General features: G+C 67.7%; 11 protein-coding genes. 2 read left to right on the top strand and 9 right to left on the bottom strand.

Annotated elements, in window-relative coordinates; translation table 11 throughout:
• Window positions 1-23 precede the first annotated feature (23 nt).
• The 6 genes from EAX62_RS02245 to EAX62_RS02220 form a co-directional block, all read right to left on the bottom strand.
• On the bottom strand, window positions 24-515 hold the full coding sequence (locus EAX62_RS02245) for a DUF3253 domain-containing protein (RefSeq protein WP_121900033.1): 492 nt from the start codon (window positions 513-515) through the stop codon (window positions 24-26).
• Between the two features lie 153 nt (window positions 516-668).
• Window positions 669-1,553 (bottom strand): hypothetical protein, encoded by an 885-nt coding sequence (locus EAX62_RS02240; RefSeq protein WP_121900032.1) that lies wholly within the window; start codon window positions 1,551-1,553, stop codon window positions 669-671.
• A 284-nt stretch (window positions 1,554-1,837) separates the two neighbouring features.
• The gene (locus tag EAX62_RS02235) at window positions 1,838-3,388 is read right to left on the bottom strand and encodes a catalase (protein ID WP_121900957.1); all 1,551 of its coding nucleotides are present in this window, start codon (window positions 3,386-3,388) and stop codon (window positions 1,838-1,840) included.
• Between the two features lie 62 nt (window positions 3,389-3,450).
• Window positions 3,451-3,909 (bottom strand): Fur family transcriptional regulator, encoded by a 459-nt coding sequence (locus EAX62_RS02230; RefSeq protein ID WP_121900031.1) that lies wholly within the window; start codon window positions 3,907-3,909, stop codon window positions 3,451-3,453.
• A gap of 93 nt (window positions 3,910-4,002) precedes the next feature.
• Window positions 4,003-5,943, bottom strand: a complete 1,941-nt coding sequence (locus EAX62_RS02225) for a DUF2207 domain-containing protein (RefSeq protein WP_121900030.1) — start codon at window positions 5,941-5,943, stop codon at window positions 4,003-4,005.
• Window positions 5,944-5,982: 39 nt separating this feature from the next.
• The gene (locus tag EAX62_RS02220) at window positions 5,983-7,290 is read right to left on the bottom strand and encodes a glucose-6-phosphate dehydrogenase (protein WP_121900956.1); all 1,308 of its coding nucleotides are present in this window, start codon (window positions 7,288-7,290) and stop codon (window positions 5,983-5,985) included.
• Window positions 7,291-7,378: 88 nt separating this feature from the next.
• On the opposite strand from EAX62_RS02220, the gene EAX62_RS02215 reads away from it, so the two are divergent.
• A complete protein-coding gene (locus tag EAX62_RS02215; protein WP_199711070.1) occupies window positions 7,379-9,187 on the top strand; it encodes a glycoside hydrolase family 15 protein in 1,809 nt (602 codons plus the stop codon).
• Window positions 9,188-9,190: 3 nt separating this feature from the next.
• Here EAX62_RS02215 and EAX62_RS02210 read toward each other — a convergent pair whose 3' ends face one another.
• A complete protein-coding gene (locus EAX62_RS02210) occupies window positions 9,191-10,114 on the bottom strand; it encodes an enoyl-CoA hydratase/isomerase family protein (RefSeq protein WP_121900028.1) in 924 nt (307 codons plus the stop codon).
• A gap of 33 nt (window positions 10,115-10,147) precedes the next feature.
• Complete coding sequence (locus EAX62_RS02205) at window positions 10,148-11,119, bottom strand: sugar-binding transcriptional regulator (protein WP_233557769.1); 972 nt, start codon at window positions 11,117-11,119, stop codon at window positions 10,148-10,150.
• Between the two features lie 159 nt (window positions 11,120-11,278).
• Here EAX62_RS02205 and EAX62_RS02200 point away from each other — a divergent pair, with 159 nt between their 5' ends.
• Complete coding sequence (locus EAX62_RS02200; protein ID WP_121900027.1) at window positions 11,279-13,009, top strand: glycerol-3-phosphate dehydrogenase/oxidase; 1,731 nt, start codon at window positions 11,279-11,281, stop codon at window positions 13,007-13,009.
• Between the two features lie 60 nt (window positions 13,010-13,069).
• On the opposite strand, the gene EAX62_RS02195 is transcribed toward EAX62_RS02200, so the two are convergent.
• Window positions 13,070-14,011 carry an SDR family oxidoreductase gene (locus EAX62_RS02195; RefSeq protein ID WP_121900026.1) on the bottom strand — a complete coding sequence of 314 codons (942 nt, stop codon included), beginning with the start codon at window positions 14,009-14,011 and terminating at the stop codon, window positions 13,070-13,072.
• Window positions 14,012-14,127 lie beyond the last annotated feature (116 nt).

The following is a 14,127-nucleotide window of genomic DNA, read 5'->3' as shown; positions in this document are numbered from 1 at the left end:
GTCTGCAACCCCGCCCGGGGCCGTCAGCGATGCAGTTCCGGTCCGGGCGCGATCCGGACGGGGCCCCGGGCTTCGCGGACGTCGACGGTCTCGCCCTTCTGCTGCACCACCACTTCGCCCTGCCCCACAAGGTGGTGGGCCACCTCGCGTGCCACGGGGACGACGTCGCGCCACCGGTCGCCGCCCACCACCCTGGCCGCGTCACTGGGGCAGATGGTGGTCCCGTCACGGTGACGCAGGAGGGTGCGGATGGTCGCGGCCAGCCGTGCCCGCCGGCCCTCGTCGCTGGCCTCCTCCCACCACGGTTCACCGCGTTCACCGAGGGCCACCTTCGCGTCCTGGACGCAGTGCCTGGCCTCGTCGCCGCGACGACCGACCTCGCGGCGGGCGCGCATCAGTTCGGAGACCAGTTCGGCGCGAAGTTTCTCGGGGATGGCGGTGTCGCTGGCACGCCAGCGTCGCCCGTTCACCACGATGTGGTGGCCGTCCTCGGTGCGCTCCACATCGTCGGTCATGGAGGCGAGCGTAGACGTGGCCCCGGTCACGGCCCGGGACACTGTCGCCGACGCCGCATCCGGCGCGCCCCGTGGACGCATGCGTCGCGGCGGGCAGTGCGTGAGGCGTGTCCGGTCAGGCACGAACCTGCCGGAGGCTGGAGGATCCTCAGCTCAACTGTTGAACAGGACCTGGTTGTTGAAGACCCACGTGTTCTCCTGGGTGTACTTGCCGCCCTTGTGGTCGATGACCGTCGTCAGGATGTAGCTGCGGCAGGCACCACGGCCTGTGTTGGGTGTGTCGCACTCGGTGCGCCACTGACGGCCCTCGGCGCTGGTCCATTTCCCGGTGTGGCCCAGGGGGTTGGTCTTCCACAGGGCGCGGTCGGACCAGCGGTAGGTGAGTGAGTTGAAGGCCCATCCCTTGACGGTTTCGAAGCCAGTGGGTGTCTTCTTGATGACCGTGGCGAAGATGTCGGTGCGGCATCGTGCGGTGGCGGAGTAGTCCTCGCAGGTGGTGCGCCACTGGCGGCCGTTGACGGTGCGTTCCCCGGGGATGGTGTAGACCTCCATCATCGGCCGAAACAGTTTCGCCACCGGAACGATCCCCTCCACGAAGTCCAGGCCGCCCATCATGACGATCGCGCCGGGCGAGAGCTCCCAATAGACAAGGACAGCGAGATCGGCGTTGTAGAACGCGCCCTCCCCGAGCGCCTTGAGCGGCTGCGGTCGAAAGAGATACTGAAATTCCTCGGGGTATGCAGCTCTTGCCTTGTCTTCCGCCTGCTTCATGGTCGAGACACCGGGCTCGACGCTGACCTGGAACATCGCTGCGTCCTGCGCCGCCCAGTACTGGCAACTGGTGGGGGTCGCCTCGAGTTTCACCGCTTGACGCTTCGGAAGAACAGAGGGCTGGATCGCCCTGTTGACCTCCGCGGTGCTGGGGCAGGCGATGCGCCTGACGGGGGCAACGTCGGCGCTGGCCGTGGCCACCGGAACAAGAGCCGACATGAGGGCAACGGCGGCGGCCGCAGCAAGAACCTGAGCGAAGGCTTTCATGGTGGTTCCCCCTGGGTATGTGGTTGAGACCGCGATGAAACCACCGTAAGGGCCGACGGGACAGTAAACCGGTGAATGGTCGCTTCGGCCGGGTCCGAGGCAAGCGGCAGCGGTAGCCGCACACGCCTCTTTCAGTGCGCGCCGTGGACGCATGCGTCGCGGCGGGCAGTGCGTGAGGCGTGTCCGGTCGGGTGGTGGATGAAGCGAAAGGGGGCGCCGACCGAGCCGGCGCCCCCTTTTTTCACGGGACCTGAGCGTCATCCCCGGGAGTGCCGGGGGCTGCGTCAGTTGCGTGCGTTGGTCGTCGTCTCCCGCAGGATGGCGCCCGGGTCGACGCCGTCGGCGGCGGCTTCGGCGTTGGCCTGCACGGCAGCCCGGATGCGGGCTCCGATGGTTTCGTCGACGCAGGTCCAATACTGGAATGCGCGTTCCAGCACCTCGGGGTGAACACCTGCCAGTGCACCGGAGACGGTGTCAACGAAGCGGTCCCTGGCGGCGTCGTCGAAGACTTCCCGCACCAGTGTGCCCGCCTGGCCCCAGTCGTCGTCCTCGGCATGCAGCACGTACGCCTGGCGCACCATCGTGCCGTCAGCTTCCCAGCCCTCGGCGACGGGACCCTCCTGATCGGCGTAGCTGCGGCCGAAGCTGTTGGGCGCGTACACCGGCGCTGCGCCGGAGTGCTTGTAGGACATGTTGCCCTCGAACACGTAGGGATCCGGCGCGTCGTTGATGGGCTGGTTCACCGGCAGCTGGTGGAAGTTGGTGCCGATGCGGGCGCGGTGCGCGTCGGCGTAGGCGAACACGCGACCCAGCAGCATCTTGTCGGGGGAGAAGCCGATGCCCGGGACGGTGTTGCTGGGCGCGAAGGCGGCCTGCTCGATCTCGGCGAAGAAGTTCGACGGGTTCTCGTTCAGGGTCATGGTGCCGACCTTGATGAGCGGGTAGTCCGCGTGCGGCCAGATCTTGGTGAGGTCGAACGGGTTGAACCGGTAGTCCTTGGCATCCTCGTACGGCATGACCTGCACCGAGAGGTCCCAGCTGGGGTGCTCACCGCGGCCGATGGCGTCGAACAGGTCACGACGGTGGTACTCGGCGTCGGCACCCGCGAGGCGTTCCGCCTCAGCCCCCGTGAGGTTCTCCACGCCCTGGTTCGTGTGGAAGTGGTACTTGACCCAGAACTTCTCCGCGGCCGCGTTGGTCCACATGTAGGTGTGGGAGCCGTAGCCGTTCATGTGGCGCCACGAACGCGGCAGGCCACGATCGCCCATGAGGTAGGTCACCTGGTGCGCGGACTCGGGCGTGTGCGTCCAGAAGTCCCACTGCATCGTCGAGTCGCGCAGGCCCGAGTCGGGCAGGCGCTTCTGGGAGCGGATGAAGTGGGGGAACTTCATGGGGTCGCGCACGAAGAACACGGGAGTGTTGTTGCCGACGAGGTCGAAGTTGCCCTCAGTGGTGTAGAAGCGCAGCGAAAAGCCGCGAACGTCGCGCCACGTGTCGGCGGAGCCCTGCTCGCCGGCCACCGTGGAGAAGCGGGCCAGCATGCGCGTGGTGGTGCCGGGCTGGAACACGGCGGCCTTGGTGTAGGCCGACACGTCGCCGGTCACCTCGAACTGGCCGAAGGCGCCCGAACCCTTGGCGTGCGGTCGACGCTCCGGCACGTTGGCGCGGTTGAAGTGGGCCAACGTCTCCACCAGGTGCACGTCGTGCAGCAGGAGCGGTCCATTGGGGGAGAGGCTGAGGCTGTTGCGGTCGGACTCGGAGGGGGCGCCGTTGGTGGTGGCTGATCCGCCGGGGTTGGTGCCGTCGTGGATCAGGTCATCGGAATTGAGCTGCATGGTGCCTTTCTCGTGGGTGTACTCGCCGTGCGGTGATCGCACGACGGAGGGGCCTTGATTGATCAGGCCGGGTCTTGTTGGCAGGCGGGGCACAGGCCCCAGTAGGTGACCTCCGCCTCGTCGACGAGGAATCCGTGCGCCTGCACCGGGGTGAGGCAGGGGGAGGTGCCGGTGGCGCAGTCCACGTCCTGGAGGGCGCCGCAGCGGCGACAGGCCAGGTGGTGGTGGTTGTCGCCGACGCGTGTCTCGTACCGCGCTGACGATCCGGCGGGCACGATGCGGCGCACGAGCCCCAGGCTCGTGAAAAGGGCGAGCGCGTCGTAGACGGCCTGCGTGGACACCGCCCCCAGGCGGTCGCGGATCATCCGCGTGAGCGTGTCGGCGTCGGTGTGCGGGCGCTCACCCACGGCGCTGAGGACCGCCACGCGGGACGCGGTCACGCGGATGCCCCGGGCGCGCATCACGGCCTCTGCCGATGCGGTAACGCTGGGGTGAGGTGACGCCACAGGAGAGACGGACATGGCCGTCAGACTATCTCCAGATCTGGAATCAGTCCAGACAAGCCGCATGGGTCGCGGGCGGGAACATTCCAGTGTCGCGTGGCGCCGGGTGCCTCATCGTCGACCGCCGCCCCCTCCACCAGTGCCGCCGCCCGATGACCCTCGCCGCGAGGAGCCACCGCGTGAGCGGGAGGAGGACCCTCCGCTCCAGCCGCGCCCACTGGAACGGGTGCTTGAGTTGCTGCTGCCACTCCCGGACCCGAGATCCGAGATGGCACCGACGGTACTGCTCCATCCCGTGGCCAGCGACCCGCGGCCGATGTCCGGGCGGCCGTACCAGGCGCTCCGTCGGCTCCTGCTGTTCCTGGTGCCGTAGAACTCCCGGTCCTGCTGCAGCCACGCGGGACCGACCAGGGTCAGGACGGGCAGGCGCAACGGCGACTCGGGGAACCGGTTGTACATGTCTCCCACCAGCTGCGCCCAGGACCGTTCGGCGCCGAAGATGATGGCCCACGGCAGCAGGCGTTCGTACAGATGGATGCGGTCGTCCTCCCTGGGGGCGGTGGCGGCGTTCTGCAACCAGGCGATGCGGTTGGCCTCCGAGGCCGTCACGAATCGTTCAAGCCCCATGAGTTCGCGGCGCACTTCCTTCCCTCTGGGAGTGAGTCGGCCATGAGCCGGGGCAACATGCACGGCGTAGAGCACCATGACGGTGGACACCACACCAGCCAGCAGGAACCACCAGCCGAGGCCGGTCAGCCCCGCCCAGATCTGGTACCACCCGAATCCGATGAGGGCAAGGAAACCGATCCACAGGAGCGTTGGGCCGAGGTGGCTGGCCTTGCGCAGGTACAGGTCCTCGAGGGCGCTGTCCCGGTAGTGCTGCGCCTTGGCCAGATCCGATGTGCGTCGGTGCTGCGCCAACGGGAGATGGGTCTCCTTCATCCCGAACAGAAGCTCCGTGATGCGGCGCAGGGTTGCTGTCATGCCCTCGCCGTGCCAGCGCAACCGCAGATCCTCACCAAGATCCGCGCGCTGCGAAAGGGACAGGTCGTCGCTGCCCGGACCAGGCTGCGCGCCCGGCCTCTCGTCGGACGACGTGATCTCGCCGTGCCCGTTGAGCACCAGCCACGCCAGATGCGCGGCAGCCCCGCGCTCCGGGAGACCGAGGAAGTCCGCGGCCAGCACCGGCTCGATGCCCTTGGGAGGCATGAACTGGGTGACCACGCCGGTCTCACCGTGCCGCAGGTCCCGTGCCGCAGCCCGGGCGATCAGGGACACCGCCAGCATGAGCGCCCCGACGCCGAGCGTGAGGGCGATGCCCAGCCACCCCAGGGAGCGGCCCTCCAGGGGTGGCAGGGGATCGGTGACGGTGCCGGGCTCGAAGCCCACAGCGAGGGTCACGTTCTCCCGGGGACCGAGACCGTCGGCGTCCACCCGGTACGTCTGGCCGCTCTTTTGCAGCATGCATTGCTCCCGGGAACCCGCTCTGCCGCGGTAGCAGGCACTCTGGCCGTTGAGGCGGCCCGCCAGCGTGTCGTCGAGCAGGAGCCGCGCACTGAAGGACGTGAAGCCGTTCTGCCACTCGGTGCCGTTGGTGTTGAAGTACAACTCCTGGTAGTCGTTGGTGCCCACCATGGCGTTGGTGATCGTGTACTTGATGACGTAGGTGCGCAGTCCGCTGACTCTCCGCCCGCCACCGATGGCCAGCTCGATGTCGCCGGTGGCCCTGTCCCTGTCCTCATCGAAATCGACCGGCTGCCCCTGCTTGTCCTCAACGGATATCCCCGTGACGTTCTGGAAGTCATCGCCGTACTTGGTCACGAGGTCGCGGACGATGCCGCGCTCGTTGACGAGCATCACGGAGATCTCCTCCTCCACCTCCAGCCGGACCTGGGCACCCTCGGCATGTGCCTCGTATCTGCCGTGGAACGACTCCATGTCGGGGTAGGTCTTGCCCAGCGCGGACACCGCCGCCACCAGCGCGAGGGCCACCACCATCAGGACCACCCACCCGATGGGGTAGGCGATCCACTTGCGCCACAGCGTCAGCATCCGTAATTCTCCATGCCGCCATCGTGCCGTCCGGACGGGTCACCAGCCGGCGGGACCCCCCGACCCGGCGGGGTACTCGCCCAGCGGCACCGAACCGTCGGCGAAGGCGTCGAACACCGGCTGCAGGATCTCCCACGCCCGTACTGGCGAGTCGGCATGCAATTTTGTGGCGCCGCTCCGCCGCACCAGTCCTCGGACTACCCGCCCGTAGGCCGACAGCTTCGACGGCATGAGGTGGGTGTGGAAGGTGGCGCGCTGGAGGTTCTCGGGGTGCCCGGGGTCGGAGATGTTGATCTCCATGACCACGGCGTCGTCGTCGAACCCGAGGCGCAGCGTGGTGCCGCGCGCGTCCCCGACGGGCTTGTAGTGCACGGTGATCTCCTGGCGGGGATCGCCGATGGCCTTGCCGGAGCGGAGTGTGATGGGAACACCGCGCCAGTCGTCGGTGTCCACCGAGAGCCTGACCTCGGCCAGGGTCTCTGTGTTGCGCGACGCATCCACGCCGTCCTCCGCCGTGTAGTCAGGCAGGGTATGGCCGTGGATGCTTCCGGTGGTGTAGCGGGCGCGCCGGGCGGCGACGGTGACGTCGCCGTCGAGGCTCGTGGCGGCCAGGATCTTCGCGGCGCCGGAGGAGCCATCGGCAGGGTCGGCGAGTGAGTGGCCCATCGTCTGGATGAGATGCGACTGCAGCATGTCGCGGGCCGCGCCCGTGGCGTCGTAGAACTGGGCACGACCCTCCAGCCCCAGAGTCTCGTCGAAGACGAACGTGAGGGACTCGACGTCGCGCCCGTCCCACGTGTCGGCAAGTGGCCGGTTGGTTTCCAGTAGGCCGCGGAGGTTCACGGTGCCAGACATGCCCAGGAAGTGGTCGGAGCGCACGATGTGGTCCTCGTCGGTGAACCGGTGCAGGGCCTCGGTGAGTGCCCGGGCGCTGTCCGCATCGGTCCCGAACGGCTTCTCGAGGACGAACTCCATTCCGGAGGGCAGGGCGACGCCAGCCAGCGCGTCCACCGTCTTCTTCGTGATGGCGGGCGACAGGGCGAAGTACACGATGGTGCGCCCCACCCTGTCGGAGAGCAGCCGCCCGAGGTCGTCGGCGGAGGTGGCATCTGCCGTCACCCACGACGTCTCTCCCACCACCGTGTCCACCAGGTCCGCCGGGACGTCTGCGTCGGTGAGGGCGTCGCCCACCTGCGTGGCGTAGTCGTCCTGGGGTTGGTAGCCGACACCGACCACGGACACCTTGAGGGAGTCGTCGGTGGCCATGTACTGGGCCAGGCCGGGGAGCAGCAACCGGCGGGTGAGGTCGCCCGCGCCGCCGAGGATGATGAGTGTGAGCTGCGTCATGTCCTTCACAGTAGGCACCCTGTTCGTTCCACGGAACCGCTGTGCAACAACGGCCACTGTTGTCCCCCGGGGAAGTACCGTGTCAGGGGTGAGCATCCCCATCGAGGAATACGCGCTGCTGTCCGACCTGCACACGGCTGCGCTGGTGTCGCGCCAGGGGAGCATCGACTGGTTGTGTTTCCCCCGCTTCGATTCCCAGGCGGTGTTCGCGGCGCTGCTGGGGAGCACTGACAACGGGCACTGGAGCCTGGGGGTGGTGGACGGTGAGGTGGAATCGCGCCGCTACGTCGGGGACTCCTGCGTGCTGCGGACCACATGGTCCTCGCCGACGGGTCGGGTGGAGGTGACCGACTACATGCCCGTGCACGCGGACCGGAACAAGGACGTGCACGACCTGGTGCGCCGGGTCCGCTGCGTGGAGGGCACCGCCACCGTGCGTCATGTGCTGTGCCTGCGGTTCGACTATGGCTCCGCCACCCCCTATTTCCGTAGCACAGAATCCGGGGAAGGACATGAGGTCCACGCCGTGGCAGGACCGGACCAGCTGACCCTGCGCGGCCCGGCACTGGAATTGCGCGACCAGAGCCACCAGGGGGACTTCACCATGGTGGAGGGTGATGAGTTGGCGTGGGTCCTGTCGTGGTGGCCGTCCTTCGGGCCACGCCCCGAGGTGCCGACTGAGCGCGCCGCACTCCACCACACCCTGAAGTTCTGGGAGGAGTGGGCTGACAGGATCGACGCGAGCGGCCCCTATGCCGGCGAGATCAGGCGTTCCCTCATCACATTGCGGGCGCTCACCGAGGCGTCGACGGGTGGGATCGTCGCGGCACCCACCACCTCCCTGCCGGAGGACTTCGGAGGTGTCCGCAACTGGGACTACCGCTTCGTGTGGCTGCGGGACTCCGCCCTCACCATCGAGGCGCTGGTCTCGCATGGTTTCACCCACGACGCCAAGGCGTGGCGGCTCTGGCTGTTGCGGGCCATCGCAGGTGACCCCAACCAGATGCGCATCATGTACGGGCTGGGAGGTGAGCGTCACCTGTCGGAGACCGAGTTGGACCACCTCAGCGGGTACGAGGACTCAAAGCCCGTCCGCATCGGCAACGGTGCCGCCGAGCAGTACCAGGCGGACGTGGTGGGGGCTGTCATGGTGGCGCTCGACATGGCACGCGACGCCGGCATCAAGGAGAACGAACTTTCCTGGGGGCTGCAGAAATCGATGCTGGACTTCCAGAAGGCGCAGATGGACCGCAAGGACCACGGCATCTGGGAGATGCGTGGCGAGACGCAGTTCTTCACGCATGGCCGGGCCATGATGTGGGCCGCCTTCGACAGGGGGGTCCGGGCGGTGGAGCGCCACGGGCTCGACGGCCCCGTTGAAACATGGCGCGCCCTTCGTGACCAACTCCGTCAGGAAGTGCTTGAGAAGGGCTGGGACGAGGAGTCGAAGTCGTTCGTCCAGTACTACGGCAGCACCGAGGTGGACGCATCACTGCTGCAGCTCGGACACATCGGATTCCTGGAGTTCGATGACCCGCGGATGCTTTCCACTGTGGCCCGCATCGAGCGGGAACTGCTCGATGACTCCGGTTTCCTGCACCGCTACGACGCCTCCTCCGGCGCGGACGGGCTCACCGGCAAGGACTCCCCGTTCCTGATCTGTTCGTTCTGGCTCGTGGAGCAGTACGCCCGCTCCGGCCGCGTCGACGATGCACGCACCATGATGGACGCCGTCTTGTCCGTGTCCACCGACCTCGGGCTGCTGTCGGAGGAGTACTCCCCCGAGCACAAGCGTCTTGCCGGGAATTTCCCGCAGGCCTTCAGCCACCTGGGACTGATCCGGGCCGCCGACGCCCTCGATGAGGTCCTCGCACCGCACGGACGCCCGGCCCGCTGAGGATCAGGCGGCGAAGACGTCGTCGACGGCCCCGGCAGGGACGTCCTCGATGCGGGCGTGCCGCCATTCCGGGGTGAGGTCCTTGTCCACCAGGAGGGCCCGCACGCCCTCGACGAAGTCGACGGGCAGCGTGCGCTCGGCCACCCGCAGGTCCTGGGCGAGGACGGCGTCGCGGTCGAGGCTCGAGGCCAGCCGCAGGGCCCGCAGCGCCACGTGCACCGCGAAGGGGCTGCGGGCCCGCAGCTCACGGGCGGCCGTCCGGGCATCCGGATGGGAATGGCGCTCCAACGCGCGCACGATGTCGGTGGGGTCGTCGCTGGCATAGCATTCGTCGATCCAGTCACCGGCGGCATCCACCAGGGGAGCCGGCAACGAACCGTCAAAGGAGTCGTCAGCCAGACCCATCCGCAGCGCGTCCCCACCGCTGAACGGGGCCGAGGTCAGCGCCACGTGCGTGCCGACGCCCCCCGCGCGGGACAGGTAGAACATCACGCCGGCGTCCGGGAAGAAGCCGATCTTGGTCTCCGGCATGGCCATGTAGGTGGAGTGCCCCACCGTGCGGTGCGACGCCGCGGCCGCGAGGCCCAACCCTCCGCCCATGGTGATGCCGCGCATGTGGGCGGTGACCGGCTTGGGGAAGTCGGCCACCAGTGCGTCCAGGCTGTACTCGAGGCGCAGAAATTCCAGCCAGTCGCCGCCGCTGGTGACGAGTCCGGACAGCTCCCGCACGTCGGCGCCCGCGCAGAATCCTCGGTCACCGGCTCCGGACAATTCCACGGCACGCACGCCGTCGTCGTCACGAAAGGCGGTGAGGATCTCCGTGGCGGCATGCAGCATTTCGAGGTTGAGGGAGTTGATGACCCGCGGGCGGTTCAGCTCGAGGTGGCCCACTCCATCGTCGACCCGGGACGAGATCAGCTCTGACATGCCCCCCAGACTAGGCACCTGCAGCGCGGACCGTCAGTCGAATCGCAGACCGGGACGCATCCTGCGCAGCACCGCGCGGGCAGTTTCGTCGTCCACCACCAGGTCTGTCATGACCCCGGCACGGAGGGCGCCCAGCACCGGGGCGGCCTTGGAGGCGCCACTCACCACGCAGATCCGTTTGGGGATGGAGCGCAGTTCGGCCGGCGTGATGCCGGTGGCTCGCTCGTTGAACGGAACGTCCCGCCAACTTCCGTCCTCGCGCAGCATCACGGTGCAGACGTCGCCCACCACGTTGCTCCGTGTCAGTTCCGCCAGGTCCTGCTCGTCAAGGTAGTTGGCGGAATACACGTGCGACTGGAGTTCCGAGCCCAGCCCGCCCACACCGAACACCGCCACCCGGCTGGAGGCGCGCACTTCCAGCACATGCTGGGTGCTGCGTTCCCGCCACATGGCCGCCCGCGTCAGGGGGTCGTCGAAGAAGGCGGGAAGTGTGAAGAGTTGTTCCTCGCCACGGAAGGCGGCAGCGAATCGCTGGAGGATGGAGCCGACGTAGGGCAGTCCGGTGGTGCGGTGGTTGGCGCCGCCGTTGAGGCCGACGACGGTGACGCCGGTCAGGTCGCGGGGCCTCAACTGGACCGCGATGGCGGAGGTGGTGGTGCCCCATGCGACGCCGACGGTGTCGCCGTCGTTGACGGTTTCGTCGATGAGTCTCGCCGCCACCCTCGCCACCTGGTCCAGACGAAACACACTGCTGGCGCCCGTGCGCACGTGCACGAGGTGGGCGTTGACGTGGAAGTAGCGGTCGAACAGCTCGGCGAGCCTGCTCATGGGGCGTTCCGGGTCGATGATGGTGACGCGGACCAGTCCGCGGTCGCGGCCCTCCTTCAGCAATCGCGACACGGTGGAGCGGGAGACGCCCAGTTGATGGGCGATGGCGTCCATGGTCTCTGACTGCACGTGGTAGAGCCGGGCCACCCGCAGAAGCAGTTCGTTGTTGCGATCCACTCTCCACCTCCTCGTCAACGGGCCCGCAGCAGTTCGTCTGGTTATTCCCGCAGCGGCACCCGTGCGACAGCGTACCCCCTCGATGCACGAACGTGCAGAGGGGTTGCAAAGATGTGCATCGCGAAGGAGGCTGGTGGTACGAGGATCAAAGGAGAACCCATGTCAGAGTCGCTTTCCCCATCCCAGAGGCCCGCCGCGCTGCAAGCGCTCGAAGCAGAAGAATTTGACGTCCTGGTCATCGGTGGCGGGGTGACGGGGGCCGGTATCGCCCTGGACGCTGCGTCCCGCGGGCTCAGGACGGCGGTCGTCGAGGCCCAGGACTGGGCTTCGGGTACGTCGTCGAGGTCGTCCCGCCTCATCCATGGCGGCCTGCGCTACCTGTACAACCTGGACTTCAAACTGGTGTTCGAGGCGTTGACCGAACGCGCCCGTCTGCTGACCACCATCGCCCCCCACCTCGTGGAGGCCCAGCCCTTCCTGTGGCCGCTCAAGACACGGGCCATTGAGCGTGCCTACTCGGCAGTCGGCGTCGGCCTGTACGACGTGCTGTCCATCGTGGGTGCCGGGGGCAAGAAGGTCGTGCCCATCCAGCACCACCTCAGCAAGAAGGGTGCACTGGAGCACTTCCCCGAGATCAAGCACGACGCGCTCATCGGGGCCATCGAGTTCTACGACGCCCGCGTGGACGACGCCCGACTCGTGATCCAACTGATCCGCACCGCGGTCCAGTACGACGCAGTCGCCGTCAGCCGCGCCAAGGTCACCGCACTGGACAAGGGCGAGGGCGGCCGCATCACCGGCGCCACCGTGACCGATCTGGAGACCGGTGAGACGGTCAAGGTGCGAGCCAAGCACGTCATCGCCGCGACGGGCGTGTGGACTGAGGACACCCAGGAGATGGCCGGCGGCACCGGCGGACTGAAGGTGCTGGCGAGCAAGGGCATCCACATCGTCATCCCGCGGGAACGGCTCAAGGCGACAGCAGGCATGTTCCTGCGTACCGAGAAGTCCGTACTGTTCATCATCCCGTGGCAGCACTACTGGGTCATCGGCACCACGGACACCGCCTGGCATGAGCAGCTGAAGCACCCGGTGCCCACCTCCAAGGACATTGACTACGTGCTGGCGCAGGCCAATGAGATCCTCGAAAAGCCCCTGACGCGCGACGACATCATCGGCACCTACGCCGGCCTGCGTCCGCTGCTGCAGCCCAAGGTGCTGGACGAGGCCAAGTCCACCAAGGTCTCCCGCGAGCACACGGTGACAGAGGTCGCGCCCGGCATGATCGCCATCGCCGGGGGCAAGTACACGACGTACAGGGTCATGGCCGAGGACGCAGTCGATTTCGCATTGGGTTCCAAGGAGGCCAAGAAGCGCCCATCAGTCACGGCCGGCCTGCCGCTGCTGGGTGCCACCGGTTTCGAGGCCATGGTCAACCAGTCCGACCGGCTGGGTGCCAAGTATGGCTTCGACGCGGACCGGATGCACCACCTGCTCCGCCGGTACGGCTCCGAACTGCCTGACCTCCTGGCGACGATTGACGAGGACCCGACGCTCGGTCAGCCGCTCGCGGCGGCACCCCAGTTCATCCGGGCGGAGGTCCATCGCGCAGCAGCCGTCGAGGGTGCCATCCACCTGGAGGACATCTTCATCTCACGTGTGCGGTTGAACTCCGAGTCCCCGGACCGGGGAGGCTCCGCCATCGACGAGATTGCGGAAATCACGGCCAAGGCCCTCGACTGGGACGAGGACCGCACGGCCAGGGAGAAGGCCAGCTACCGTGCCCGCATCGCGGCCGAGTTGGCCGCCCAGGAGGCGCCGTCGGACGACGCAGCCTCCGAGGCCCGCATGCAGGCTGACGACATCGTGGGCGAGGGCGTCCTCGTCTGAGCTGACGACGAAAGCGCCCGCCCCTGTCTCCCGGGACAGGGGCGGGCGCTTCCTCATTCGTCAGGTGGGCATGCTCACGCCGGTGAGCTGCTCGCCGAGCTCCCAGAGCCGCGCGGCATCTGCCAGACTCTGCCCGGTCCTGTAGATCGACTGCATGGCGGGCGCGCCGCTGAGGTGGGCGAAGCCGCTGGGCCCATACAGTTTCCCGCCCTCCGCCTCCGGACTGGTCGCGGCAAGCAGGGCGGGCAGGGCGGCGGCGTCAACTGATTGAACGAGCAAACCCGAGCGTGCCAGCCAGCGGATCACCTTGATTCCCGCGGTGTCCTTCGGACGACCCATCTCGGGCTGCGCGGCGAACAGGTTCGTGGGGGCAACCCCGGGGTGCGCCACGTTGCTGACGATGCCCCAGCCGGCGGCTCTGCTTCGGCGGTCAAGCTCGAGCCCGAAGAGCAGGTCCGCAATCTTTGACTGCGAGTACGCCCGACCCGGCTTGTAGCCCGCCTCCCAGGTCAGGTCATCCCACTTGATGCCACCGGAGGCGGCAGCGACGCTGGTTTGCGTTGTCACTCTCGCCTGCCCGGCGCGCAGCAGCGGCATCAACCCTGCTGTGAGGGCGAAATGCCCGAGGAAATTGGTACCGAACTGCAGTTCAAACCCGTCGATGGTCAGTCGCCTGCTGGGCGGTGACATGACGCCGGCGTTGTTGATGAGGATGTGCACCGGCCGGGCTTCGACGTTCAGCCGGTCAGACAGGACCGCCACCGACGCCAACGACGACAGGTCGAGATCCCGCGTGGAGACCTTCGCCCCGGGAACGGCGGCGATGATCCTTTCGACGGCAGCGGTGCCCTTGGCGCTGTTCCGGACGGGCATGATCACCTCAGCGCCGGCGCGAGCCAGACGGCCTGCGAGAACGAAACCGATTCCATCGCTGGCGCCGGTGACCACTGCAAGCTGGCCCGTGAGATCGCTGACGGCCGTGTCGGGAAGGGAACGATTCATTGGTGTCCTTGGGGTGTGAGGCGGCTGACGTCGCAAGGTGGTGTTCCCCAAGAGTTACCCCGACCACAAAATGCGCTCGGGCCACCGACATGCACGCCCCCCCGGTCCCGGTGTCA

Source organism: Tessaracoccus antarcticus (assembly GCF_003688855.1).
Lineage (GTDB): Bacteria > Actinomycetota > Actinomycetes > Propionibacteriales > Propionibacteriaceae > Arachnia > Arachnia antarctica.
The sequence above is the reverse complement of the archived record's forward strand: the minus strand, read 5'-3'. Positions and strand labels throughout refer to the sequence as shown.

Bases quoted from the DNA above. Each gene is read 5' to 3' on its own strand.
- EAX62_RS02245 (WP_121900033.1), bottom strand. From the start codon at position 515: ATGACCGACGATGTGGAGCGCACCGAGGACGGCCACCACATCGTGGTG.
- EAX62_RS02240 (WP_121900032.1), bottom strand. From the start codon at position 1,553: ATGAAAGCCTTCGCTCAGGTTCTTGCTGCGGCCGCCGCCGTTGCCCTC.
- EAX62_RS02235 (WP_121900957.1), bottom strand. From the start codon at position 3,388: ATGCAGCTCAATTCCGATGACCTGATCCACGACGGCACCAACCCCGGC.
- EAX62_RS02230 (WP_121900031.1), bottom strand. From the start codon at position 3,909: ATGTCCGTCTCTCCTGTGGCGTCACCTCACCCCAGCGTTACCGCATCG.
- EAX62_RS02225 (WP_121900030.1), bottom strand. From the start codon at position 5,943: ATGCTGACGCTGTGGCGCAAGTGGATCGCCTACCCCATCGGGTGGGTG.
- EAX62_RS02220 (WP_121900956.1), bottom strand. From the start codon at position 7,290: ATGACGCAGCTCACACTCATCATCCTCGGCGGCGCGGGCGACCTCACC.
- EAX62_RS02210 (WP_121900028.1), bottom strand. From the start codon at position 10,114: ATGTCAGAGCTGATCTCGTCCCGGGTCGACGATGGAGTGGGCCACCTC.
- EAX62_RS02200 (WP_121900027.1), top strand. From the start codon at position 11,279: ATGTCAGAGTCGCTTTCCCCATCCCAGAGGCCCGCCGCGCTGCAAGCG.
- EAX62_RS02195 (WP_121900026.1), bottom strand. From the start codon at position 14,011: ATGAATCGTTCCCTTCCCGACACGGCCGTCAGCGATCTCACGGGCCAG.